This window comes from Hymenobacter bucti, assembly GCF_042681145.1.
Lineage (GTDB): Bacteria > Bacteroidota > Bacteroidia > Cytophagales > Hymenobacteraceae > Hymenobacter > Hymenobacter bucti.
Genome location: NZ_JBHUFD010000006.1, coordinates 369,689 through 388,737, shown reverse-complemented (window position 1 = coordinate 388,737; position 19,049 = coordinate 369,689). Strand labels below are relative to the sequence as shown.

11 protein-coding genes are annotated in these 19,049 nt (G+C 52.0%); 5 read left to right on the top strand and 6 right to left on the bottom strand.

Features of this window, described 5'->3' with window-relative positions; translation table 11 throughout:
* The first annotated feature begins 589 nt into the window (after positions 1-589).
* On the top strand, positions 590-3,139 hold the full coding sequence (locus tag ACFSDX_RS17985) for a gliding motility-associated C-terminal domain-containing protein (protein ID WP_382316053.1): 2,550 nt from the start codon (positions 590-592) through the stop codon (positions 3,137-3,139).
* A 90-nt stretch (positions 3,140-3,229) separates the two neighbouring features.
* Here the strand turns inward: ACFSDX_RS17985 and ACFSDX_RS17980 are convergent, their stop codons facing one another.
* The 6 genes from ACFSDX_RS17980 to ACFSDX_RS17955 form a co-directional block, all read right to left on the bottom strand.
* Entirely contained in the window at positions 3,230-3,823 is a 594-nt protein-coding gene (locus ACFSDX_RS17980) for a hypothetical protein (protein WP_382316051.1), read from the bottom strand.
* 15 nt (positions 3,824-3,838) lie between these two features.
* Positions 3,839-4,864, bottom strand: a complete 1,026-nt coding sequence (locus ACFSDX_RS17975; protein WP_382316049.1) for a hypothetical protein — start codon at positions 4,862-4,864, stop codon at positions 3,839-3,841.
* Between the two features lie 15 nt (positions 4,865-4,879).
* Positions 4,880-5,713, bottom strand: coding sequence for a hypothetical protein (locus tag ACFSDX_RS17970; RefSeq protein WP_382316047.1), 834 nt, complete (start codon positions 5,711-5,713; stop codon positions 4,880-4,882).
* 11 nt (positions 5,714-5,724) lie between these two features.
* Positions 5,725-10,104, bottom strand: a complete 4,380-nt coding sequence (locus ACFSDX_RS17965; RefSeq protein WP_382316045.1) for a DEAD/DEAH box helicase — start codon at positions 10,102-10,104, stop codon at positions 5,725-5,727.
* 399 nt (positions 10,105-10,503) lie between these two features.
* Positions 10,504-12,375 carry a DUF262 domain-containing protein gene (locus tag ACFSDX_RS17960; RefSeq protein ID WP_382316043.1) on the bottom strand — a complete coding sequence of 624 codons (1,872 nt, stop codon included), beginning with the start codon at positions 12,373-12,375 and terminating at the stop codon, positions 10,504-10,506.
* A 23-nt stretch (positions 12,376-12,398) separates the two neighbouring features.
* Positions 12,399-13,565, bottom strand: coding sequence for a hypothetical protein (locus ACFSDX_RS17955; RefSeq protein WP_382316041.1), 1,167 nt, complete (start codon positions 13,563-13,565; stop codon positions 12,399-12,401).
* 563 nt (positions 13,566-14,128) lie between these two features.
* On the opposite strand from ACFSDX_RS17955, the gene ACFSDX_RS17950 reads away from it, so the two are divergent.
* Genes ACFSDX_RS17950 through brxC form a run of 4 tightly spaced genes read left to right on the top strand, consistent with a single transcriptional unit; the run spans position 14,129 to position 19,038 of the window.
* Positions 14,129-14,317, top strand: a complete 189-nt coding sequence (locus ACFSDX_RS17950; RefSeq protein WP_382316040.1) for a helix-turn-helix domain-containing protein — start codon at positions 14,129-14,131, stop codon at positions 14,315-14,317.
* Positions 14,310-14,924 (top strand): DUF1819 family protein, encoded by a 615-nt coding sequence (locus tag ACFSDX_RS17945; RefSeq protein WP_382316038.1) that lies wholly within the window; start codon positions 14,310-14,312, stop codon positions 14,922-14,924. The genes ACFSDX_RS17950 and ACFSDX_RS17945 overlap by 8 nt, the downstream gene beginning before the upstream one ends.
* Complete coding sequence (locus ACFSDX_RS17940; RefSeq protein ID WP_382316036.1) at positions 14,921-15,505, top strand: DUF1788 domain-containing protein; 585 nt, start codon at positions 14,921-14,923, stop codon at positions 15,503-15,505. Before ACFSDX_RS17945 ends, ACFSDX_RS17940 begins: the two co-directional genes overlap by 4 nt.
* Entirely contained in the window at positions 15,502-19,038 is a 3,537-nt protein-coding gene (gene brxC / locus ACFSDX_RS17935; RefSeq protein WP_382316034.1) for a BREX system P-loop protein BrxC, read from the top strand. The genes ACFSDX_RS17940 and brxC overlap by 4 nt, the downstream gene beginning before the upstream one ends.
* The last annotated feature ends 11 nt before the right edge of the window (positions 19,039-19,049 follow it).

Below are 19,049 nucleotides of genomic sequence, written 5' to 3'. Positions count from 1 at the left end.
CCGCAGTTGTAAGGGAATGTGGTGGCGTGTTGCGTACACTAGTAGCCAAGAGCTGGGCGGATAAGAATGTTGCGATGGCATCGGTCGCGGGCGGGGCGAGATGATTAAGATTCGAGAAATAGGAGCTGCTTGTTGGCTACGTCTATGTGCACGCAGCTGAGTAACAGGTGCAGGGGCTGCATGGAGGGGGGCGAAAAGTGAACCACGCATTACCAGTCTGCTGAGACTGCCTATCCGCTTTGTCGAGCATAAGCTGGCCAAGACGTTTGCCAGGCGAATGTCAAAAAGCATAGTCTGCGAGAGTGTTTGATAGGAGTAATAGTAGAGAAGGTAGTACTATATAAATAACTAAGGTAAGAGCCTAGTGGAAAGATATTTACTGCTGTAGCTTTGTCCGTTTGACATTATCCTTATCTCGCTTACTTATCTATATCTACTAGGTTTTACTATGCGTGTCTTTACCCAAAGTAGACTACTATTACTGCTAAGCTTACTTATCTTCCTTATTGGCCGCGTGCAAGCGCAGCAACTCCCCTTTAAGCAGTGGGACAGGCTACTTGGCGGAAAGGGGGATGATTACCCCTACAGTATGCAGCAGACAGCCGATGGGGGCTATATCCTGGCGGGCACGTCGGGTTCTGGAATATCAGGGGATAAAAGCGAGGTCCCTCGTAATAACACGAGCACGGATTACTGGCTAGTCAAGCTCAACGCCCAAGGCGTTAAGCAGTGGGACCGCACGTACGGCGGCAGTCAGGGGGAAGCCTTATCCTGCATGCAGCAAACCGCCGACGGGGGCTATATTCTGGGCGGCTCTTCCGCCTCACCTGCCTCGTACGATAAAACGCAACCGCTCGTGTCCAGCGCCAACGGCGTATATGCCTTGGACTACTGGATAGTTAAAGTGGATGCGCGAGGGGTGAAACAGTGGGACCGGAGCTTTGGTACTACGTGCAGCGCGTGGCTCAAGAGTCTGCGGCAAACCAAAGATGGCGGCTACATTTTAGGAGGCTACACCTCTAGCATGTTCTGCCAGGCGTTACCCACCACGGGGCCGCCGAGCGATCAGAGTCAGCCGGGTCGCGGCAACGACGACTACTGGGTGGTGAAGCTTGATGCGCAAGGGGTTAAAGAGTGGGACCGCACGTTTGGCGGCTCGGCAGCCGATCTGCTCGCTGATGTAGTTCAAACAGCGGACGGGGGCTATTTGCTGGGGGGGACGTCTGTTTCCGGTCAGTCAGGGGATAAGAGTTCTAACAACCTAGGGGAGGGCGACTGGTGGGTCGTTAAGATTGATGCGCGGGGTAATAAGGAGTGGGACCACACGTATGGCGGAACAGCCAACGAAGAACTAGCCAGCGTCTGGTCCACGACGGATGGGGGGTATATACTAGCTGGTGATTCCCGCTCCGGTATTTCGGGTACTAAGAGTCAGCCAGCGATTGGCAATACGGATGGTTGGGTGGTGAAAGTAGATGCGCGGGGGGGGAAAGAGTGGGACCAGACGTGGGGCAGCCCTACGGCCGATAGCTTTACCAAAGGGCAGCAAACCGCAGATGGGGGCTACTTGCTTGGGGGCAGCACTTCTGCGCTATTTGCCCAAGCCCATCCGGACTTTTGGGCGCTTAAGCTGACGGCCCAAGGCGCGAAGCAGTGGGAGCGCACGTATGGCGGCACGGGGTTCGAATACGTCACGGCGGCGCAGCAAACGAGCGACGGGGGCTACCTGGTGGGCGGCCCTACCGATTCAGAGGCTACTTGCGAGCGTGTTGACCCCTTACGCGGCGGCATTGATTACTGGGTTATCAAGCTAAGTCCCGATACGGGTCCGGTACGCCCACCTCTCACCTATCTCACGGGCGATACCCTGCTGTGCCCCGGGAGCCAGGGGCAGCTCACCGCCGTGCCCCCCGCGCGGGCCACGGCTTACCTCTGGAGCACGGGGGCCACGACCCCCACCATCCCGGTGACGCAGCCCGGGGTCTACTCCGTCACCGTCACCCTCTGTACGGGGGGGATTAGTACCGGCCAGCAGCAGGTGCGGGTGGCGGCTCCCTCGGCAAGTATTCAGGGGGATACCTTGTTATGCGCCGGTATTAGTTCCCTGCGCCTGCAAGCCGTTGCGCCGCAGGCTTTGTCTTACCGCTGGAGTACGGGTGCCACGACTCGGGAAGTCGTTGTGGACCAGCCGGGAACGTACACGTTTACGGCGCAGTATAGCACTGGCTGCAGCGCGACGGCGCAACTCGTTGTTCGGGCCGCGGCACTGCACATAAGCGGCAGTTCTACCGTTTGCGCGGCGAGTGGCACGCTGCTGACGGCGGTAGCCCCGGGCGCCACGGCTTACCGGTGGAGTACGGGGGCAACGACGCCTACGCTTGCCGTTACCCAAGTTGGTGTTTACAGTGTCGTTGCCACCTTTGCTGGTGGCTGTAGTTTGAGCGCTAGTCAGAGCGTGACGTTACCAACTGCGCGTATTAGCGGGGATTCACTGCTTTGCGCGGGTCAGGTTGGGACGTTGCTGACGGCGGTAGCTCCTGGCGCCACGGCCTACCACTGGAGTACGGGGGCGGTGACGCCCACGCTTGCCATTACTCAAGCAGGGTCTTATACAGTTGAGGTTGCGTACGGCCCCACCTGTACGAGCACCGCGCGCTTCGTGGTGCGCGGTGTTCTGAGCTTGCCTGTGTTCAGCTTGGGGCGGGATACTACGCTCTGCGAAGGCGAGGAGCTGCTGCTACAGGCCCCGGTTATGGGGACAGGACTTACGTGCCGGTGGTCGGATGGGTCGACTGGGAAGACGCTCCTCGTGCGCGCGTCGGGGCAGTACTCGCTGCGGCTCATCGGCGCCTGTGACCAGCAGGTAGCGAGCCGAACGGTTCGTTTTCAACCCTGTATCTTGATTCCCAACATAATTACGCCGAACGGGGACGCGCGCAACGACCACTGGGTGCTGCAGGGGCTGGCGCCGGGCTCCTGTGTCGTGGAGGTCTACAACCGGTGGGGACGGCAAGTATATGCAAGCGCCACTTACCACAACGAGTGGGGCGGGGATGGGCTGGGGGGGACTTACTACTACGTAGTAAGACTAATTGGAACCGAGCGTGTCTATCGCGGCTGGTTGGAGGTGGTGCTGTGAGGTGGTGGGGAGGGGGATGTGATAGGCTACCTTTCTTATAGCTAAGTTTTATGCTTACTGCGCAGGATCTAGCGCTGCCAAGCGTTGGCGCTAGACGAGGGCGAGGGCGTCGGCAACGGGCTGAAACTCGGCCGCGGTGAATTCATCGGTTTTCGCGTTGTTGCACCAGTAGCAGCAGACGGCTAGGTTGCCTTCTGTGTAGCCGAGCTCGGGAATTTTACAGTCGATTTCGAAGGAGGTGCCGCGGGTGCGCAGGCGTTTGGTTTGGATTTGCTCGGCCTGTCGTAAGGTCTCGAACTGCGCTTGGGTAAGTTTACAGTAGGCGCAGGCTGCTGGCTCCGGGAGGGCGTTAAATGCGGCGGGGGAGATGCACTGATGGTGGGCTTCGTATTCTTTGAGCTGGGGGGTGTTATCTACTAGCCAGGCTTTGATGGCCTTATCTAGCGTTCCAATATTTATGTTGTTTACGGATGTCGCGTAGCTTTTTGCCTGCTGAGACTGCACGTAGAAGGCCCACTCTTGCGGGGTAGGAAGGAAAGCTTGGTATACGCTAGGTTCTACCTGGGAGAGGTCTTGGGTTGGGGAACGCAGGAAGCAGGTGGTTAGGAATAGGTCCAGGTGGCGCTCGAAGCTGCGCTTGCGGAGGGCTTGGTAGCGGTGGGTGATGTCGGTGGGGTGGGGCATGGGGTGAAAGACGTATCAATTCCAGCCTGACCACTTTAGGCCATTCAGCGCAACGGCTAGCTCTTCGGCGTTTTGCGCTTGAATATCTCCGCCGACCCAGAAGTACTGCTTGCTGCCTTGCATACCGCCGGGGCTATCCTTTTCAAAATATGTGTCGAATAGAGGGCCTAACACGAAAACGCGGCCGACCCAATCGCGGTCAGGCCAAGCATGGTAAAACCTTTCTTGGGCCTGTTGAATCAAGGCCTCATCCTTGAGACCACTGAGTCTATCATTATTCCAAAGGATTTCGGCCGTTCCACCTTCGGCCGGGTCTACATCTACTACGCCTAAAATGCTAGCTACTTTATGAACTGCTTTATCCCAGTACATGCCTATATACTCGCAGCGGCGATGAGAATAAGGTCCACCCTGAGCTGGGCAGACGTATACTCCTGCCTCTACTTGGAGAGAATGAAATTCGCCACAGTTCACCACGTCCAACTGCTTGCGCCAGTTGGGAAGTAAGCTTATTTCATTTAAATACTGTTCAAAATCATTCGCTAAACTTGTTAACGAAAGCGTTAGTGAAGCTGAGCGAACGGCAGCTAGAAATTGCTCAAATGACGCTGCAATAAACTTGATTTTTCCCTCGTATCGAGTAGCGCAGATAGTTTCTATTGCGGTGAATCTAGTAGCTATGTCCCCGTCGAATTTGGCTAAAGCTACTAATACTTTGGCCCCCACTGGCTCCTTGTCAAGTGCCTCCAGGTGACGCTCTAACTGCTCATCGTAGTGCCAATCACTATGCTTTGTTTCGACGTACACTGAAAATGCCGGCTGCGATATAATCCCGTCTGGCATAGCATTGCCTTTCAAGACCTGCTGCCTGAATTGTACTCCGACCTGAAGATCAGCCTGGCCTGGTAATAAGGTGGCGAGCGTCTCAGCCAGTAGCTTGGGATTCTCTTGATACAGCATGCGTAGCATCAGGAGGCAGTAATTGGTAGTGCGATTTTCTGGCTGGTCATAACCAGAAAACAAGCTGATTTCTTTTCCCATGATTTGGTGAGTCGCTTATTTTATGAAGTGAAGAGCAAGCAGCGCAACAATGCCTATTGCAATGACAGCCTGTAGTAGTAGGTTTTGGCTCTTGAGCGCAGCCAAGGTTGTATTCATTTCTGTGCCGTGCTGCTGAATACTCTCAAGCACCTCGAGCCGGCTAAGGAGACTTGTATGATTCTGCGCAGTGAGAATTACTAATCTTTCCTGCTTGCTATCTAATTCTTCTAAGCGATCCGTAAACCTGGCTGCATTCATCGCATCCCGAAAAGCAGTTAGGCTACCAGAAATGACTTGAAGTCGGTCTGTAATAGATGTGAGCACATCTAACTGCTTACGTACAGCTACGTCGAAATCCTTTTTTACCTGATCGAGCTTCCCTATCTGAGCAGCAACTTGTTCGCTTAGGAAGGCTGTAGATTCCCCAATGCGTTGACGAACTAAGTCCGTTTGAGAGCTCCCTTCCTGCTTGTATTGTGCTGTAATAGTAGCTAGTATGTGTGGTTGTTCTTCTAGCACCTGCTGTAGCACTTTTGCGGCAGTTTCCGCGCCCTGGCGCAGTCCACTTACTTCCTGCCTAATGATATCCTGTGCGTCCGCAGCTTGCTGATGCGATGCCGTCTGTAGGATAACGGTTTGCTCACTGATAGTGCGCAGATGCTCTGTTTTTAACTCGTCAAGTAGCAGGCTATTTTCTAAGCTAATATTCTCAGCAGCTTCAATGACGGCATTAGCTGCTGCTTGAGCTTGAGTAGCAACTTCCTGGGCTTTGCCTATTTCTTTGGTATACGTGGAGAGACGGGATAATTCCTGCTTTAGGAGGTCGAGCGAAGGCTGCGCGGAGAGCATAAAAAAGAAGCTTAAACTACGACCGCCAGCGCTGGTCGATCGTCAAACTGGTGATTGAATTCTTGGAGCCAGTTAGTGAGTATTTCAAGCTCTAACTGGGAAATGATGTGGGTATTGATAAAGGCAGCTATCCGATTATCATACCTGCTCGCAGCTGAAGCAAACTCTTGAGCAAATGCTAGAAGCGCCGGTAATTCTAAGGCGTCTTGTTCTTGGAATGCGCTAAAGCCCGCCAGAAGATTAGTGCGGCCCTCTTGCAAAAGCCGTTCAGCTTGCTTGTCCTCCGGCTTGCTTAATTCAAGAAAGAGCGTTGTGAACCCGCTTAGCAGTAGGACGACGCCATTCGCGCTGTAAATACGGTCTTGGAGGAGTCGGCTACAGGCTCCCCGCAAGTGCTTGGCATTATCCTTCTCCTTGCCTAAGTTATCTGGGGGATTACCGATGTAATTGAGGTAGCGCCAGAGAATTGCTCTGTCAAAGTAGCGGCCATTCTGCGTGTGCTTAGGGAGGTATTCCTCCCGCGCATATTTAGAATTGAAATAGAGATCAAAATATTCGCTCAGGTTTTCCCCGTTCAGACCCATCTCACAAGCATTACCCATAGCCTTGATAGACTCTTGGCGCTTAGCGGCAGTTTCTGTATAGGTGAAATCCAGTAAGTTATCGAGGCAGGCGTATAGAATATGATGACCAGCAGCTGCTTCTTGCACAGCTAATATCCGTTCGTCCACCCTTGGAGGGGTCGTGTAGCGCAGAAGGTAAGTGCGGTAGGCATTCAGCACTTCCTCTTCACTTTGTCTAGGCGCAAAGTAGAGCGTCATCGCGCGGGCGCTGTAATCAATAGTGTAGTCACGGATGACACCTAGCAAGCACAAGCGATGGACTGCCTTGGCGGTATCTTCTTCCTGACGAATCCTAGGAACTAGCTCCTTGATAAGGTCGCGTAACTCCGCTGGTAGGCGTAGCGTTTGATTAGTCGATTTCTTGTAGGCCTTTTGGAGGTTGCTCAAGAATTTTTCGGGTGTGTTTGCGTAGGCTGCCGCTTTGCGAAGTAACGGAATGGGTAAGTCGAGCGAGAAAGTATGCGCTGCTTCGCTGATTTCACGTAGAATCCCATTGGTAAAACCAATGGTCAGCGGCTCAGGACTAGCTCCAAAACTTACTCTTTCTAGGCGAGGGATGATGCCCGGCGTATTGGCTGCGACGCTATGTCCGCTTAAGTGTTTAACTAGCGTTGCCTGATCAGTGCGAGCCGGTGTAGGTAGTTCAGTTAGTAAGTAGTTGATGGTCCAATTAACTACCTGCTGCGCCTGCGTAAAGGAGATGTCAGGGTGCTTTTTGTCAGTATTCCCCGTTAATGCCTGTGGATCGGCTAAATCAATGCGGCCGTAGCTACAGCTGTGCGCTTGGTTGAGGTACAGGTAACGCGGGGTAGATTGACCTGGTGGTGCGTAAAGGGAGGCCGTTACAGGAATTTCGGGAAAGGCAATTTCTAACTCATTATTTAGCTCTTCGCACTGCTCGGAAGTGGGAAAAGAGATGAGCGTTAGTAGCTCATGCATAATGCACCCCTCCTTGTGACTGCCCTTAAAAGCATTGGCTAGGAAGTTTTGCTGAATCTCGACGTCCTCTTTGTAATAAAGTACATAGTTGACTGCCGTGGCCCGGTCGCGCCCCGCCCGCCCCGCCTCTTGCACGAAGCTTTCGATAGAGCCTGGATAGCAGTAGTGCACCGTAAAGCGCACATTCGGTTTGTCGATGCCCATGCCAAAGGCTTTGGTGGCCACGAGCAGATTCAATTCATTGGCCTTGAACTGGGTTTGCATTCCATCCATGGAAACAAGCTCTCGCTGTTGGGTCTGCTCAGAAGCATCCCCATCGTCGGCACTGGCTCCCATAAAGTAGCCGGTTTTTAAATGAGGCAGGTCTTGACCCGGCTCATTTAACGCGTAAACTACGCTACGTACACCAGATGAAATCTTGCGACTCTTATGAGGACAAAAGATGAGACCCGCGTGCTCATACCTACCCATTTCATCAGGAAGGAAAAAGGTAGTATCTTCTAGATTGGGAATGCGCCTCACCGTTAAGACGGTGTCTTCGTCTAGCCCTATGGCAGATTTACCATTCCAGTGACGTAAGTCTTGGGGTATTGTGGGCAGTAAGTCGAGTAGCGCTTTTTGTTTGGCTGGGCCAGCTGCATCGAATGCAAGCGGATCGTTAACCTGGATGGGTAGGATGCGCACATGTAATTCCTGCCTGGCAGAAACCTCTGTGCGCACAATGGCCTCATCTTCATTTTCTAGGTTTAGCTCCCGTTGCACATCGGCCAATACATCGAAAGAAGCGGTCGCTGTGAGGCCGTAAAGCGGCAAAGCACTGCCGTCATAGGTACGACAATAGGTGCGCGCATTGATACCAAGACGTAGATAGGGCGTTCTGAAGTCATGTCCCCATTCTGATACGCAGTGCGCCTCGTCAATGACGCAGTAGCTAAATCCTACTTTCGGGGTGGACTGGTACATGTCCTGAAGCTTCTGGCGGAAGTCAGGAATGACCATGCGCTCGGGCGAGATGAAGAAGAAAAGCACCTCGCCCCGGCGCAAGCGAGCGAGCCGCAGCTCGCGCTGCACCCGCGAGCGGACGGAGCCGTTCACGAAGGAAGCCGCGTCAATCCAATTGTCCTGCAGGCCATCGTACTGGTCCAGCATGAGCGACTTAATGGGGTCCACCACCAGAGCGACTCCTGGTTGCAAAAGCGCGGCCAGCTGGTAGGTAAGAGACTTGCCGCCTCCCGTGGGGAGGAGGCCCAGCACGCTTTTGCCCTGAAGCCCCCGGCTGATAATGGGGAGCTGACCGCCGCGCAGCCCCTTCTTGCGAAAGATGTTTTGCACGAAGTACTCCAGCGCCTCGCCTCGCTCCGCTTGCTCCTCGGACACGTGGTAGGCCGACTCGCTGCTGCCGTCTCGCTTTACTAGGGGCGGATAGGGAATAAGCGGCGCGGTTCTAAAAGCGCGGGCTTGTTGCGGGGCGTGGGCTGTTCGCAACGTCACGCACGGGGTACGGCGGAGCGCAGGCGCCTGACTAAAGCCGGGCCGCTGGAGGATGGATACATCCAGTAGGAGGTCGTAGTCATCCGCTAGCTCGGCTTGGTTGAGCGCCGTTACCGGCATGGTGATTTCTCCTATGGTAGGGAGGGTAGCCGAATCAAATTCTGGGCTGGAAACGACAAAGAGCTCAATCTGCGGTAAGCTTCTGCCTAGTCCCTGCAGTGAGTAGAGCGCATGCATTTGCTCTATTAGGCACGCCACGCCCCATACGGCGCAGGGGATATCCCGCTCGATGATGGCCAGCCGCCACGTCGTCTTGTGCGCTGGTAAGATTCCATTCAGCATGCACTCGAGCAGCGTGCGGTGCACGCGTCCCACGGCAAGGGGGCCCAGCGTTAAGAGCAGGGCCGCGCGTCCGGCTTCGGTGGCCAGCAGGGAGCGCTCGTAGTTGGTGCGTAAGAGTTGCAAGTAGTCGTGCTGTTTGACGACTTCGTGCAAGGGGGCCAGTGCCTTGTCGGGCTGCGAAAACTCGGTGGTGCGTAGGCGTACCGGGACCCAGCCGGCCTCGCGCGTGGCCTTGTCGCGGGCGGCGTCTTTGCGGCGCTGCCCCTCGTCTTCCCAATGCTGACTGCCGTCGACTTCCAGCACCAACCCGCGAACGGCCCCATTATTCCGGCGCCAGGGGTAGGGGAGCGGCAGGGTGAAGTCCACGGACTGGTCCGTGAAATCCTCAGGATTAGTTTGCAGCAGCTTGTGCAGTTGCTCGGCTTCGTCGGGGGCCCACTCCAGCAGCGTGCGTAGCGACGTCTGAGGCTGCACGAGCTGCAGTAAGTACGCGCCATCCACGGCGGGAATAAGGCGCGTGAGAAAGCGCCGCTCAAAGTCGCTGCCGTGGGATTCCCAGCTTTGCAGCTGGATTAAAATTGGGTGATTAAGTTGCAGGCGCGGGTCGATGGGGTGTAGCGCTCGCCAGAGCCACTTGGCCCAGAGCTCCGGCTTGGCCGGTTCACCTAGCGTAAAGCTGTACGTTCCCTTTTCGAAGGCTACTTCGTCTCGCGCCGCCCCTTGGGGCCAGTAGTGGCGGAGCAGGGCCTCCGCTAGACTCACCGGTGCGCGCGTGGGCAATCCCCGGCTTACTAGATTAGCCGCGACCGCCCACAGCGCCTCGTTGTCGTGCTCGATGCCTGGTTGGTCGAACGCAACGGAAGCAGTCACCTCAAACCAGGACAGGTGGTGCAGTAATTCCCGCACTTGGGTCGCGGGAATGGGGTGTTGGAACTGCGGCTTAGATAGAAATCGAACTACTTCCTCGATGGCATAGCCTGCCTGTAGTTGCGACATTATAGGTAGAAGGTATAGAATTAGCTTATTGTGGGCAAATATGCTAGGGAGGGGGCAGTTTTTTGTCGATTTATACGGTTAATTATAGTTTATATGCGTTAAGGTATCTGTGGGGAGGGGTGGGAATGAGAGAATGTGCAATTAATGTTGAGGTTATGTTGATATAGGCGGGGTTGGGGCAGGTAAGGCTGTTAAGTTTCGAGGAACGAGAATTGCTGATTTGTAACCTCAGGTTGCATGCATCTTAGGGGCAGTTGTTGCCAACGCTACCTACGCGGGGGGATTAGTAAGTTTTTGAGTTAAATACAGCATTGTTGTTCCATAACTAAGGCCGACCAGATGAGCATTATGCCCCGCTAGCCGGCCTTTTATAGGTGTAAAAAGTAGTAGCTACTTGCCCTAGTCGGCTGGACGCGGCCAAACTTTGATCGCCAGCTTAGTTAGTTCTTTTCCGCGCTTCTGAATCTCAGCTACTCCCCATTCATCGGTGTCATCCAAGTCCTGAAAATAGGCATTGAGCTGCAAAAGACTCTGGCGGGTGATAGCCGGTCGTTTCCGGCTGAACGCTCCGTTGCTAATAGACGAATTAAGAGGTCTGGTCAGCAAGGTCAAGTTGCCTAGTTGATTAAGCACCCGCGCCCCATCTTCCTCTTCGATGTGGTCCCATCTGCCGACAGTAGGAGTCTGCGGATAGATGTGCTCCACTGATAAGGTAATGGGTAGATGCAGCTGCTCCTGCCGGTTTGTGTGCAGTTGTAAATCCAGCGCAGCTAGTATCATCTGGGTACGCGCGGGTTTTAGCGTTTTATACAGCGGCTGCGTTTGACAGGCCAGCTTAAACTCCCCATCCTCCGGCCACCGGCCACTCTCACCCGTGAGGCCGCGTAGAAAGTTGCTTACTGCTGCTCGGTCTATGCTAACAGCCTGCTCTAGCGTCTGCAAGAGTTCTAGGGCAACTCGGTTGTAGTTCTTCGGCGTAAGCCCGCATACTGTTCGGCGCACGAGATAGGATTCCAGATCACCGCAGATAGCGTCCAGCGCTCGAGCATCTGTCTTAGTCTTCCAGCGCGTGAGCAGCCCCAGTAGCACTGGATAAAAGACGCTGGAGTCGAGCACTTGTAAGCGCTGCACTAGCATTTCTATACGACTGGTTTTAGGTCCTTCGAACAGCAGCCGGTAGGCATCGCTGCTGGCCCGCAATTGCTGTAGCTCCCGCTCTACATTCTCCCCAGCCCGCACCGTCTGCCACCACTCCTTGAACTCGGTGTAAAGCTGCCCGATACTCAACAGTTCTTGGCGGTGCAAGGTCAGAAAATGAAAGAAGAACAGATCCAGCCGGGGACGGCTGAGGCGCCCCTGGCGCGTATCCCGGCGCCAGAAATCTGCATTGGCTGAATTATCGAATTCTCGCCAGTACTGCTCGTACAGCTGTTCCGTGGACAGATGCTCGCGATTGGCCTCTAAGAATACGAAGTTGCGTATTAAGTCTGAAGGGAGCAATGCCTGTCCCCGACCGTTCAAGGACTCAAAAATCACCTGCGGGTCATCGTCCTCGTCTAACTCAACCAGCACAATTTCTAATCGGGTCGTGATGCTTTTCAGTAGTGCATCTAATCGGTCACTTAGTTGCTGCTCATCTATTCTTTCCGCGTTTTGATCCGTCTCGTCGAGGGTCAACAGCCAGTTTTCAAACTGGCTATAGAAGTAGAGATAAGCATCCACTAGTCGTGGCCGAGGGTCGTACTTGATTTTACGGTAGCCTCGCGTTAGGGGAAAGCGTTGTTCTACCTCCTGCCGCGAACCAGCCGTGAGTACCTGCTCAAAAACAGCTTGGTCACCTGTAGTGGGCCATACCTTAAACTGTTCAAAGGGTTGTTCGGTGCGGTAAGTGTTGCGCGTTAGACGGGTGAAGAGGGTATCCACTCCTTGTATCTCTAATCCTTTGGCCACATCTTGTAGGGCTGTCAGTACTATCTGCAGGGTTGTTAACCGCTGCTGCCCGTCAATAACGTTTACCGCATTGAGCTGCCGCCCCGATGTAAGGACAGGAGCTGTAACGACCGCACCAATGAAGTGATTACGCGGCCGGCCATGCCCATACCGGTTGCCTTGCATTCGGCTTACTTCTTCCTCGGCCAACCGCTCGATGTCCTCCCACAACGGAGTCCATTGTTTTGGCTTCTCCCATACATATTGCCGCTGAAAAAGTGGGATTGCATAACGGCGCTCACGTTCAAAAATATCGGCAACACTTACTTTGGTCGGACGCATCGATTAGGGGAGGAAGGAGGAAGTTAGTATAGTTCGGGTGCTAGGCTTTCCCAGTCGCGGTGTTGGCTTTCCAGGTAGCTATACAGCTGTGGCGGATTGTTCAGCGTGCGCAGGTTTAGTCGGGTTTGTAGGTTGCGGTAGGCATCACGGCGACTGAGAGCCTCTTCCGCTGCCCGCCGGTCGAAACGGGTCGGGTCGAACGCATCCTGGTACATTAAGTAGCGCACCAGCGCTGCTAAGTCCCCATCCTGGTGGGCGGTGAAGAAAGCACGTGCATCCTGCGCACGGCGACGAATACGACTTTGCAAGTTTGCGTCCCCCTGCACCGTACGAATATTGCGGTTCAGGTCATACAAGTCTAGCGTGACTGGCATTAAGTGATCTGGCACGACTGGCGTGTGCTGCAGGGCGTAGTAGAGGTTCGCAAAATTTAGCAACTCCTGTCGGAAGCTAAGGGCTATTTCTGGCAGAGCTAGCTTAGCTTTCTCCAGCAGTGCTGTCCCTGTCAGCTTGTACAGTTGCTCGATGTAGGAGGCCTTGAACTTGCCCGTTTTCAGCACCAGCACTGGTCGGCGCGGTCGGCGGCGTTCGGTTTCGTCCAACCAAGCTAGCACGTGCTTAGGTGCTACCATCTCCGGCATGGTTACTAGCACGTAGAACGTGAGTTCGTCGTCATAGTCGAACCCGTTTGTGAACGCCAGTGCTGGTTCAAAACGCGCTAGCTCCTGCCGGAAGGGGGCATCTTGGCCACCTTGTAAGGCCCACTCCCAGGGGGCTACCGGCCGGTTGGCCCGCGTCCGCTCGTCAAACAGGGAGAAGGGTAGCACATCGGCTAGCGTGGCGCTTTCCTGCCCGTATACTACCGTGGCCCAAGCTCCCACTGGTCTTAGCTCTCCCACGGGGGCGGCTCCAACCCAGTAGTGCGGCCCGCCGACTTCGCCGAATGTTTGTTGGTATAGCGCTTGGCTCAGCGCATGGGCCTGTGCGTGGTCGACTACCAGGTGCCGTCCTAATGGACTCGGGCGTGGTTGCGCCTCGGCTTGCCACGCGGGTTTCACACCTAGCACGCCCTGCTCGCAGGTTAGGACTCGGTAGCGCGGGACCTTTTGTATTTCGTCGTCAATCGAGGTTTGCAGCGGGCGTGACTTTACCGGGAAGAAAAGCTCTTCCAGAAGGAATGGGGTGGGCATATAGGGATAGTTTGGATAGAAATCGAACTACTTTCTCAGTGTCATAGCCTGCCGGTAGTTACGACCTTATAATTTAAGGGATAGAGACAACGTATAGACTTACTTACTGCTGACAAATATGATGGGCTGGTAGCGTTCTTCAAGCGTTTTGCAAGATTAATTATATTTTATATGGGATAGAATGCGCTTGAATAGGTTATGAATTGCTTTTTGTGCAATTCAAGCTAGGCTGCTATGCGTTTTTGTTGGGGAGATAACTTGCTAGTATTACTATAAGAGTTCCGAGTGACGCAAGGAAGGGAGCGTCGTACCTGACGTAGGTCGTTTCTTTAAGGCTTCGTCAACTGCCCAAGCTCTATAAGTTCGGTTGGTGCATAGATTGTGTCGACCGCCACTTTATAAGGTGATCCGATAAGTCATTGAGCAGCTCTTACATCTACAAGTGGCTGTAGAGAAATTTTGCCTCACCTTAGTTTGGCGAGCGGCCTATCGGGTTTCCTTTCTACTTTCTAGAATATCTTTGACTTCGCTCAGTCAGGAGCACTTTAATTTTTATTAAAGAGATGATGTTGAAGAAGGTTTTACAGGTGAAGGGACTCAAACAGAATTGGCTCGCTGCTAAGCTAGGAGTGTCAAGTGTTACTGTAAGTAACTGGTGCAGTGGCAAAACGCAACCTAATAGCGTTCACTTGGGAAAATTGACCACCATCCTCGGAGTAGAATTAAAGAATGAGAAAAATGCCAATGGATAGCGAAGAGAAGTACAGATTGTCTTTCACCGGAGCATCACTGATGCTCCCTGAGATGGCTGCTCTTGCACACGCTTTTTTGACGCAGAAAGACCAAGCTATTGATAAAGCTGCCATAATAAAGGGTCAAAAGGCTAAAACCATTAACGTGCAGTTCAGAGAACTCAGACTTAGAGTCGAGGCTTTAACGACCAAGCAAATGGAGATATTAGCCTCTTCTGATACTGCTTCACAGAGGCATATAGCACTGCTGAGTGTCTGCAAAGCCTACTCCTTTATTCGGGAGTTTGTAGTGGAAGTACTGCGCGAAAAGGTTCAAGGGTTCGACTACCAGCTATCAGAAGGTGACTACATAGCATTTTCTCGCCGGAAAAGCTTAGATCATCCTGAACTCGAGAATTTAACTGAAAAATCGGCAATAAAAATTAAGCAGGTCACTCTTAAAATTCTTGAGCAAACCGGTTTAATCGACAATATAAAGTCAAAGAGAATAAGCCCACAATTAATAGACAGAGCCGTGGTACGAGCTATTGCCGAGGACAATGCAGATTGGCTAAAGATTTTTCTGATTTCTGACCGGGAGCTGGATGCCTCTAATTCAATCGCATGAAGAAGGTAGCCGAGACTTTTGATCATTTATATCGTGTGATTTCAACCGAAGATTTTTTGGAGATGAAATCCCTAGGCGGTGAAATACCTTTCTTTATTGCCCCATTCTCGCCAAAGAATCAGGTCGAAGTAGATAAAGCCTTCAAAGGTTTAAAAAATAAACTGGAGAATCAAGGAATCGCTGCCTTGGAAATTAACCTTTATGACTTGGTTTTTTCTATCCTTAATAAGGAATTAGGGGAAGGTGAAATTTTTGAAATTGAGCAGTCAAGTGAGAAAGGTGAGTTCAAACAGTCATTACAATCTGTATTAGATGTCAATGAGGTATTAATACCTGCTATCAAAAAAATAATTGATAGTAGTTCAGCTAAGCTATACTTTCTAACTGGCATAGGACTCGTCTTTCCATTTCTCCGCTCGCACAACATTCTTAACAACCTACAGAGTGTGGCGAAATCCGCCCCGACAATCACCTTTTTTCCGGGTGTATATGATGGGTACTCTTTAGAATTGTTTGGCCTGCTAAAGGACGACAATTATTACCGCGCTTTTAACATCGATAATTATCAACTTAAACCATGAAGCTGCAAGAAATCTTCGAACGAGATATCACTCGCCCTATAGAAACAGTAATTAAAGCGGATGATCAAGACCACGTCTTTCAGGAAGTGGAAGAGTACGTGGTCACTAATGAGATTGCGCTGAAGATTCAGGATTTCTTTGCCGCTTATAATGACTACCAGGGCGCTAATGGCGTTTGGATCTCGGGCTTCTTTGGCTCTGGCAAGTCACACTTGCTCAAGATCCTTTCCTATGTAATGGAAAACCGCGAGCACGAAGGCCAAAAGTTGGGGGAGGTCTTTGCTAAAAAGGTCGTGAATGATGCCATCTTAAAAGCTAACGTCCTAAAAGCCACCCGCACCCCCTCCGAGTCCATCCTATTCAATATTGACCAACAGGCGCAGATTACCACCAAGCAGGATGAAGACGCTATTCTGAACGTATTCTACAAGGTACTGAACGACCACATGGGCTTTTACGGAGCGCAAGGCCATGTCGCAGATTTTGAAAGATGGCTCACCACGGAAGGGGCATATGTAGCCTTTACTACAAAGTTTGAGGAAGAGGCGCAGGAAGGCTGGGTAAGCGGGCGGCGCAAATATTTCTCTCCAAAAGTCAAGAGCGCCATTGACCGAGCATTGACTTCGATTCTGGGCCCGGCTGACGGCGGTTACTTAAACATAATTGATACTCTGCGAAGGGATAGCGCCTTATCTATTGAGGACTTCAGTACCAAGGTAGGTGAATATATTAAGTCAAAGCCTAAGGGCTTTCGGCTTAATTTCTTCGTGGATGAAGTGGGGCAGTACATCAGCGACAACACGAAGTTGATGCTAAACCTGCAGACTATTACGGAATCGTTGGCGAGCAAAACGAAAGGCCAAGCGTGGGTATTGGTGACCTCGCAGGAGGATATGGAAAAGGTAGTGGGCGACATGAACAAGGCCCAGCAAAATGACTTCTCCAGAATTCAGGCGCGATTCAAAATCAAAGTTCCGCTCTCGTCGGCTAACGTAGATGAGGTAATTGAAAAGCGTCTCCTTCAGAAGAAAGAGGATGCAACAAAACTACTGGCCCAAACGTGGCAAAAGGAGCATGCTAACCTCGAAACATTGCTCACTTTTTCCGAGGTTGGGGTTCAATTCAAAGGGTATAAGGAAGAAAAGAATTTTACAAATAAATATCCGTTCGTCCCGTATCAATTCGACCTCTTTCAGCAGTGCATTAAGGCCCTGTCGCATCACAACGCGTTCCAAGGCAAGCACGCTTCGGTAGGTGAGCGTTCCATGCTTGGCGTCTTCCAGGATGTGGTGCTGCGTATGGGTAATGCCCAGGATGATGCACTGGTAACGTTTGATTTGCTATATGAAGGAATACGGTCGACGATTCGCGGTGAGATTCAAAGTTCGATTACGCTAGCGGAGCGTAACCTGGAAGATGCCTTCGCCATCAAGGTGCTCAAAGCACTGTTCTTGGTTAAGTATTATTCCAACTTCAAAACTACTCCCCGCAACATCTCGGTGCTTATGATCGATAACATTCATATCGATTTAAAAGCGCATGAACAAAAAATTCAAAAAGCGTTGGGCCTTTTGGAGGCCCAAACCTACGTTCAAAGGAACGGGGACCTGTATGAATTCCTCACCGATGATGAAAAGGATATTGAGGAAGAGATTAAGGCGACAGACGTAGATGAGTCGACTATTACACAGCTACTCAATGAGCTGGCTTTTGATGAAGTTATACGGGACACCAAAATCAAATACATCGAGAATAAGCAAGACTATGAGTTTGCGCATAAGATAGATGGCAGCATTCTCGGGCGTGAAAAGGAATTAGTCATTGATGTCATCACGCCTAATCACGACGATTATGAGCATCGGGACCGTCTAGCTGCTCAATCGATGGGGCGCAACACGATGATGATGATGGTGCTTCCGCCCAATGAGCGGTTGTTAAAAGATGTGCGGCTTTATCTCAAAACGGATAAGTACATTAAGCAAAGCCAGTCCACCAATAACAAGGAGAGCATTAAACGGCTACTCTACGAAAAAGGCACTCAGAATAGCGAAAGAAGGCGAACGCTTATCCTGCTGCTTAAGCAACTCCTTGGTGAAGCCGATGTACTGCTCAATGGCAGTAAGTACGAAGTTAGCAATGCGGCTGATGGCCGCGTTAAGGTAACTAATGCCTTCCAGGGGTTGGTTAAAATTGCTTACCCGAACCTGAAAATGCTGGGTACCACAGCCTTTTCAGAGGACACGATCAAGCAGATGATTAAAGCCAAGCAAAACGATCTGTTCGGCACGGATGACAGCACCATATCGGAGCCCGAGAATGAGGTTCTGAACTATATCATCCGCAGAAAGAAGCAATCGGAGCGGACCTCACTTACGGACGTTAAAGATCAGTTTGTCAAGAAGCCCTACGGCTGGAGCCAGAATGCTATCTGGACAATAGTGGCCCGCCTATACAAGCGAGGCAAGCTAGATGTGCGGCAAGATGGAGGGCTGCTGGGTGACGATGCCATCTTAGCCGCTCTACTGAATAACCGCTTGCAGGCCACGACGCTGCTAGAGCCCCAGGAGGATATTGATCCGAAGCTAGTACGGGCTTTGAAGGAGGTTTACAACGAGCTGTTTGACCAAACTTGTCCTGCTACTGAAGCTAAGGAAGTTGCCACGGCTTTCCGTCGTATGCTAAGTGAAGAGCTTGGATTCGTTAAAGAGCTGGTGGCTCAGCGTGCCCATTTCCCGTTCTTGGCTTCTTTAGAACCCTTAAGGGACACATTGGATAAGCTTAGTAAGAAGGAGCCCAATTACCTTTTGCTTAACCGCAAGGATTTCGAAGATAAACTGCTCGACGGGAAAGAGGGCCTTTTGGATCCGATTAAGCGCTTTTGGAATAGTGAGCAGAAGAAGATCTATGAAGATATTAAGAGTTTTTCAAAGGGAGATTTATCCAATTATGAGCATATTGAGGGCGAAGAGCTAGCAAAGTTAGAGGCCGCTCTTGCGCACACCAGCCCTTATGCAGGAACGATTATCCAGGAGGCTAAAGCTGCTATGGATTCGATCCGCGAGAAGGTGCTAGCTAAATTAGGGGAAGAGAAGGAAAAGGCTCTGTCGAATATCAAGCAGCACAAAGAGAACCTCAAAGCTGATGCTAGTTTTCAGCAGCTCACCAATGCACAACAAGAAAGCCTCCTAATACAACTCACGGTGTTGGGCGAAAAGGCTGCCGTCAACCGGTATATCTCCAACATCCGAGGGTATGTGGTGAGCAGCAACGAGCTATTTGTAGAGCTGCTGAATGAGATGCAGACGCTGCTGCGCAAAAATGCGCCTCAGCCAGTGCCAGGTAGTGACCGGAAGCCAGGCGAGGACTCAACTACCGCGCAAGAGCCCAAAGTAGAGTATGTGCGGCGTACCAACGTGGAGGTCAGCTTCAAGAAAAGCACGCTCGAGACCGAACAGGATGTAGAGGACTATGTGAGTATCCTCAAGCAAGTCTACATTAAGCAGATTAAAGAAAACAAGCGCATTACGCTGTAGTCCCCATCTAG

Excerpts from the sequence above, each read along its gene's own strand:
- ACFSDX_RS17940 (WP_382316036.1), top strand. The coding sequence starts at position 14,921 with ATGAAGAAGGTAGCCGAGACTTTTGATCATTTATATCGTGTGATTTCA.
- brxC (WP_382316034.1), top strand. The coding sequence starts at position 15,502 with ATGAAGCTGCAAGAAATCTTCGAACGAGATATCACTCGCCCTATAGAA.
- ACFSDX_RS17945 (WP_382316038.1), top strand. The coding sequence starts at position 14,310 with ATGGATAGCGAAGAGAAGTACAGATTGTCTTTCACCGGAGCATCACTG.
- ACFSDX_RS17985 (WP_382316053.1), top strand. The coding sequence starts at position 590 with ATGCAGCAGACAGCCGATGGGGGCTATATCCTGGCGGGCACGTCGGGT.
- ACFSDX_RS17960 (WP_382316043.1), bottom strand. The coding sequence starts at position 12,375 with ATGCGTCCGACCAAAGTAAGTGTTGCCGATATTTTTGAACGTGAGCGC.
- ACFSDX_RS17965 (WP_382316045.1), bottom strand. The coding sequence starts at position 10,104 with ATGTCGCAACTACAGGCAGGCTATGCCATCGAGGAAGTAGTTCGATTT.
- ACFSDX_RS17970 (WP_382316047.1), bottom strand. The coding sequence starts at position 5,713 with ATGCTCTCCGCGCAGCCTTCGCTCGACCTCCTAAAGCAGGAATTATCC.
- ACFSDX_RS17975 (WP_382316049.1), bottom strand. The coding sequence starts at position 4,864 with ATGGGAAAAGAAATCAGCTTGTTTTCTGGTTATGACCAGCCAGAAAAT.
- ACFSDX_RS17955 (WP_382316041.1), bottom strand. The coding sequence starts at position 13,565 with ATGCCCACCCCATTCCTTCTGGAAGAGCTTTTCTTCCCGGTAAAGTCA.
- ACFSDX_RS17950 (WP_382316040.1), top strand. The coding sequence starts at position 14,129 with ATGATGTTGAAGAAGGTTTTACAGGTGAAGGGACTCAAACAGAATTGG.
- ACFSDX_RS17980 (WP_382316051.1), bottom strand. The coding sequence starts at position 3,823 with ATGCCCCACCCCACCGACATCACCCACCGCTACCAAGCCCTCCGCAAG.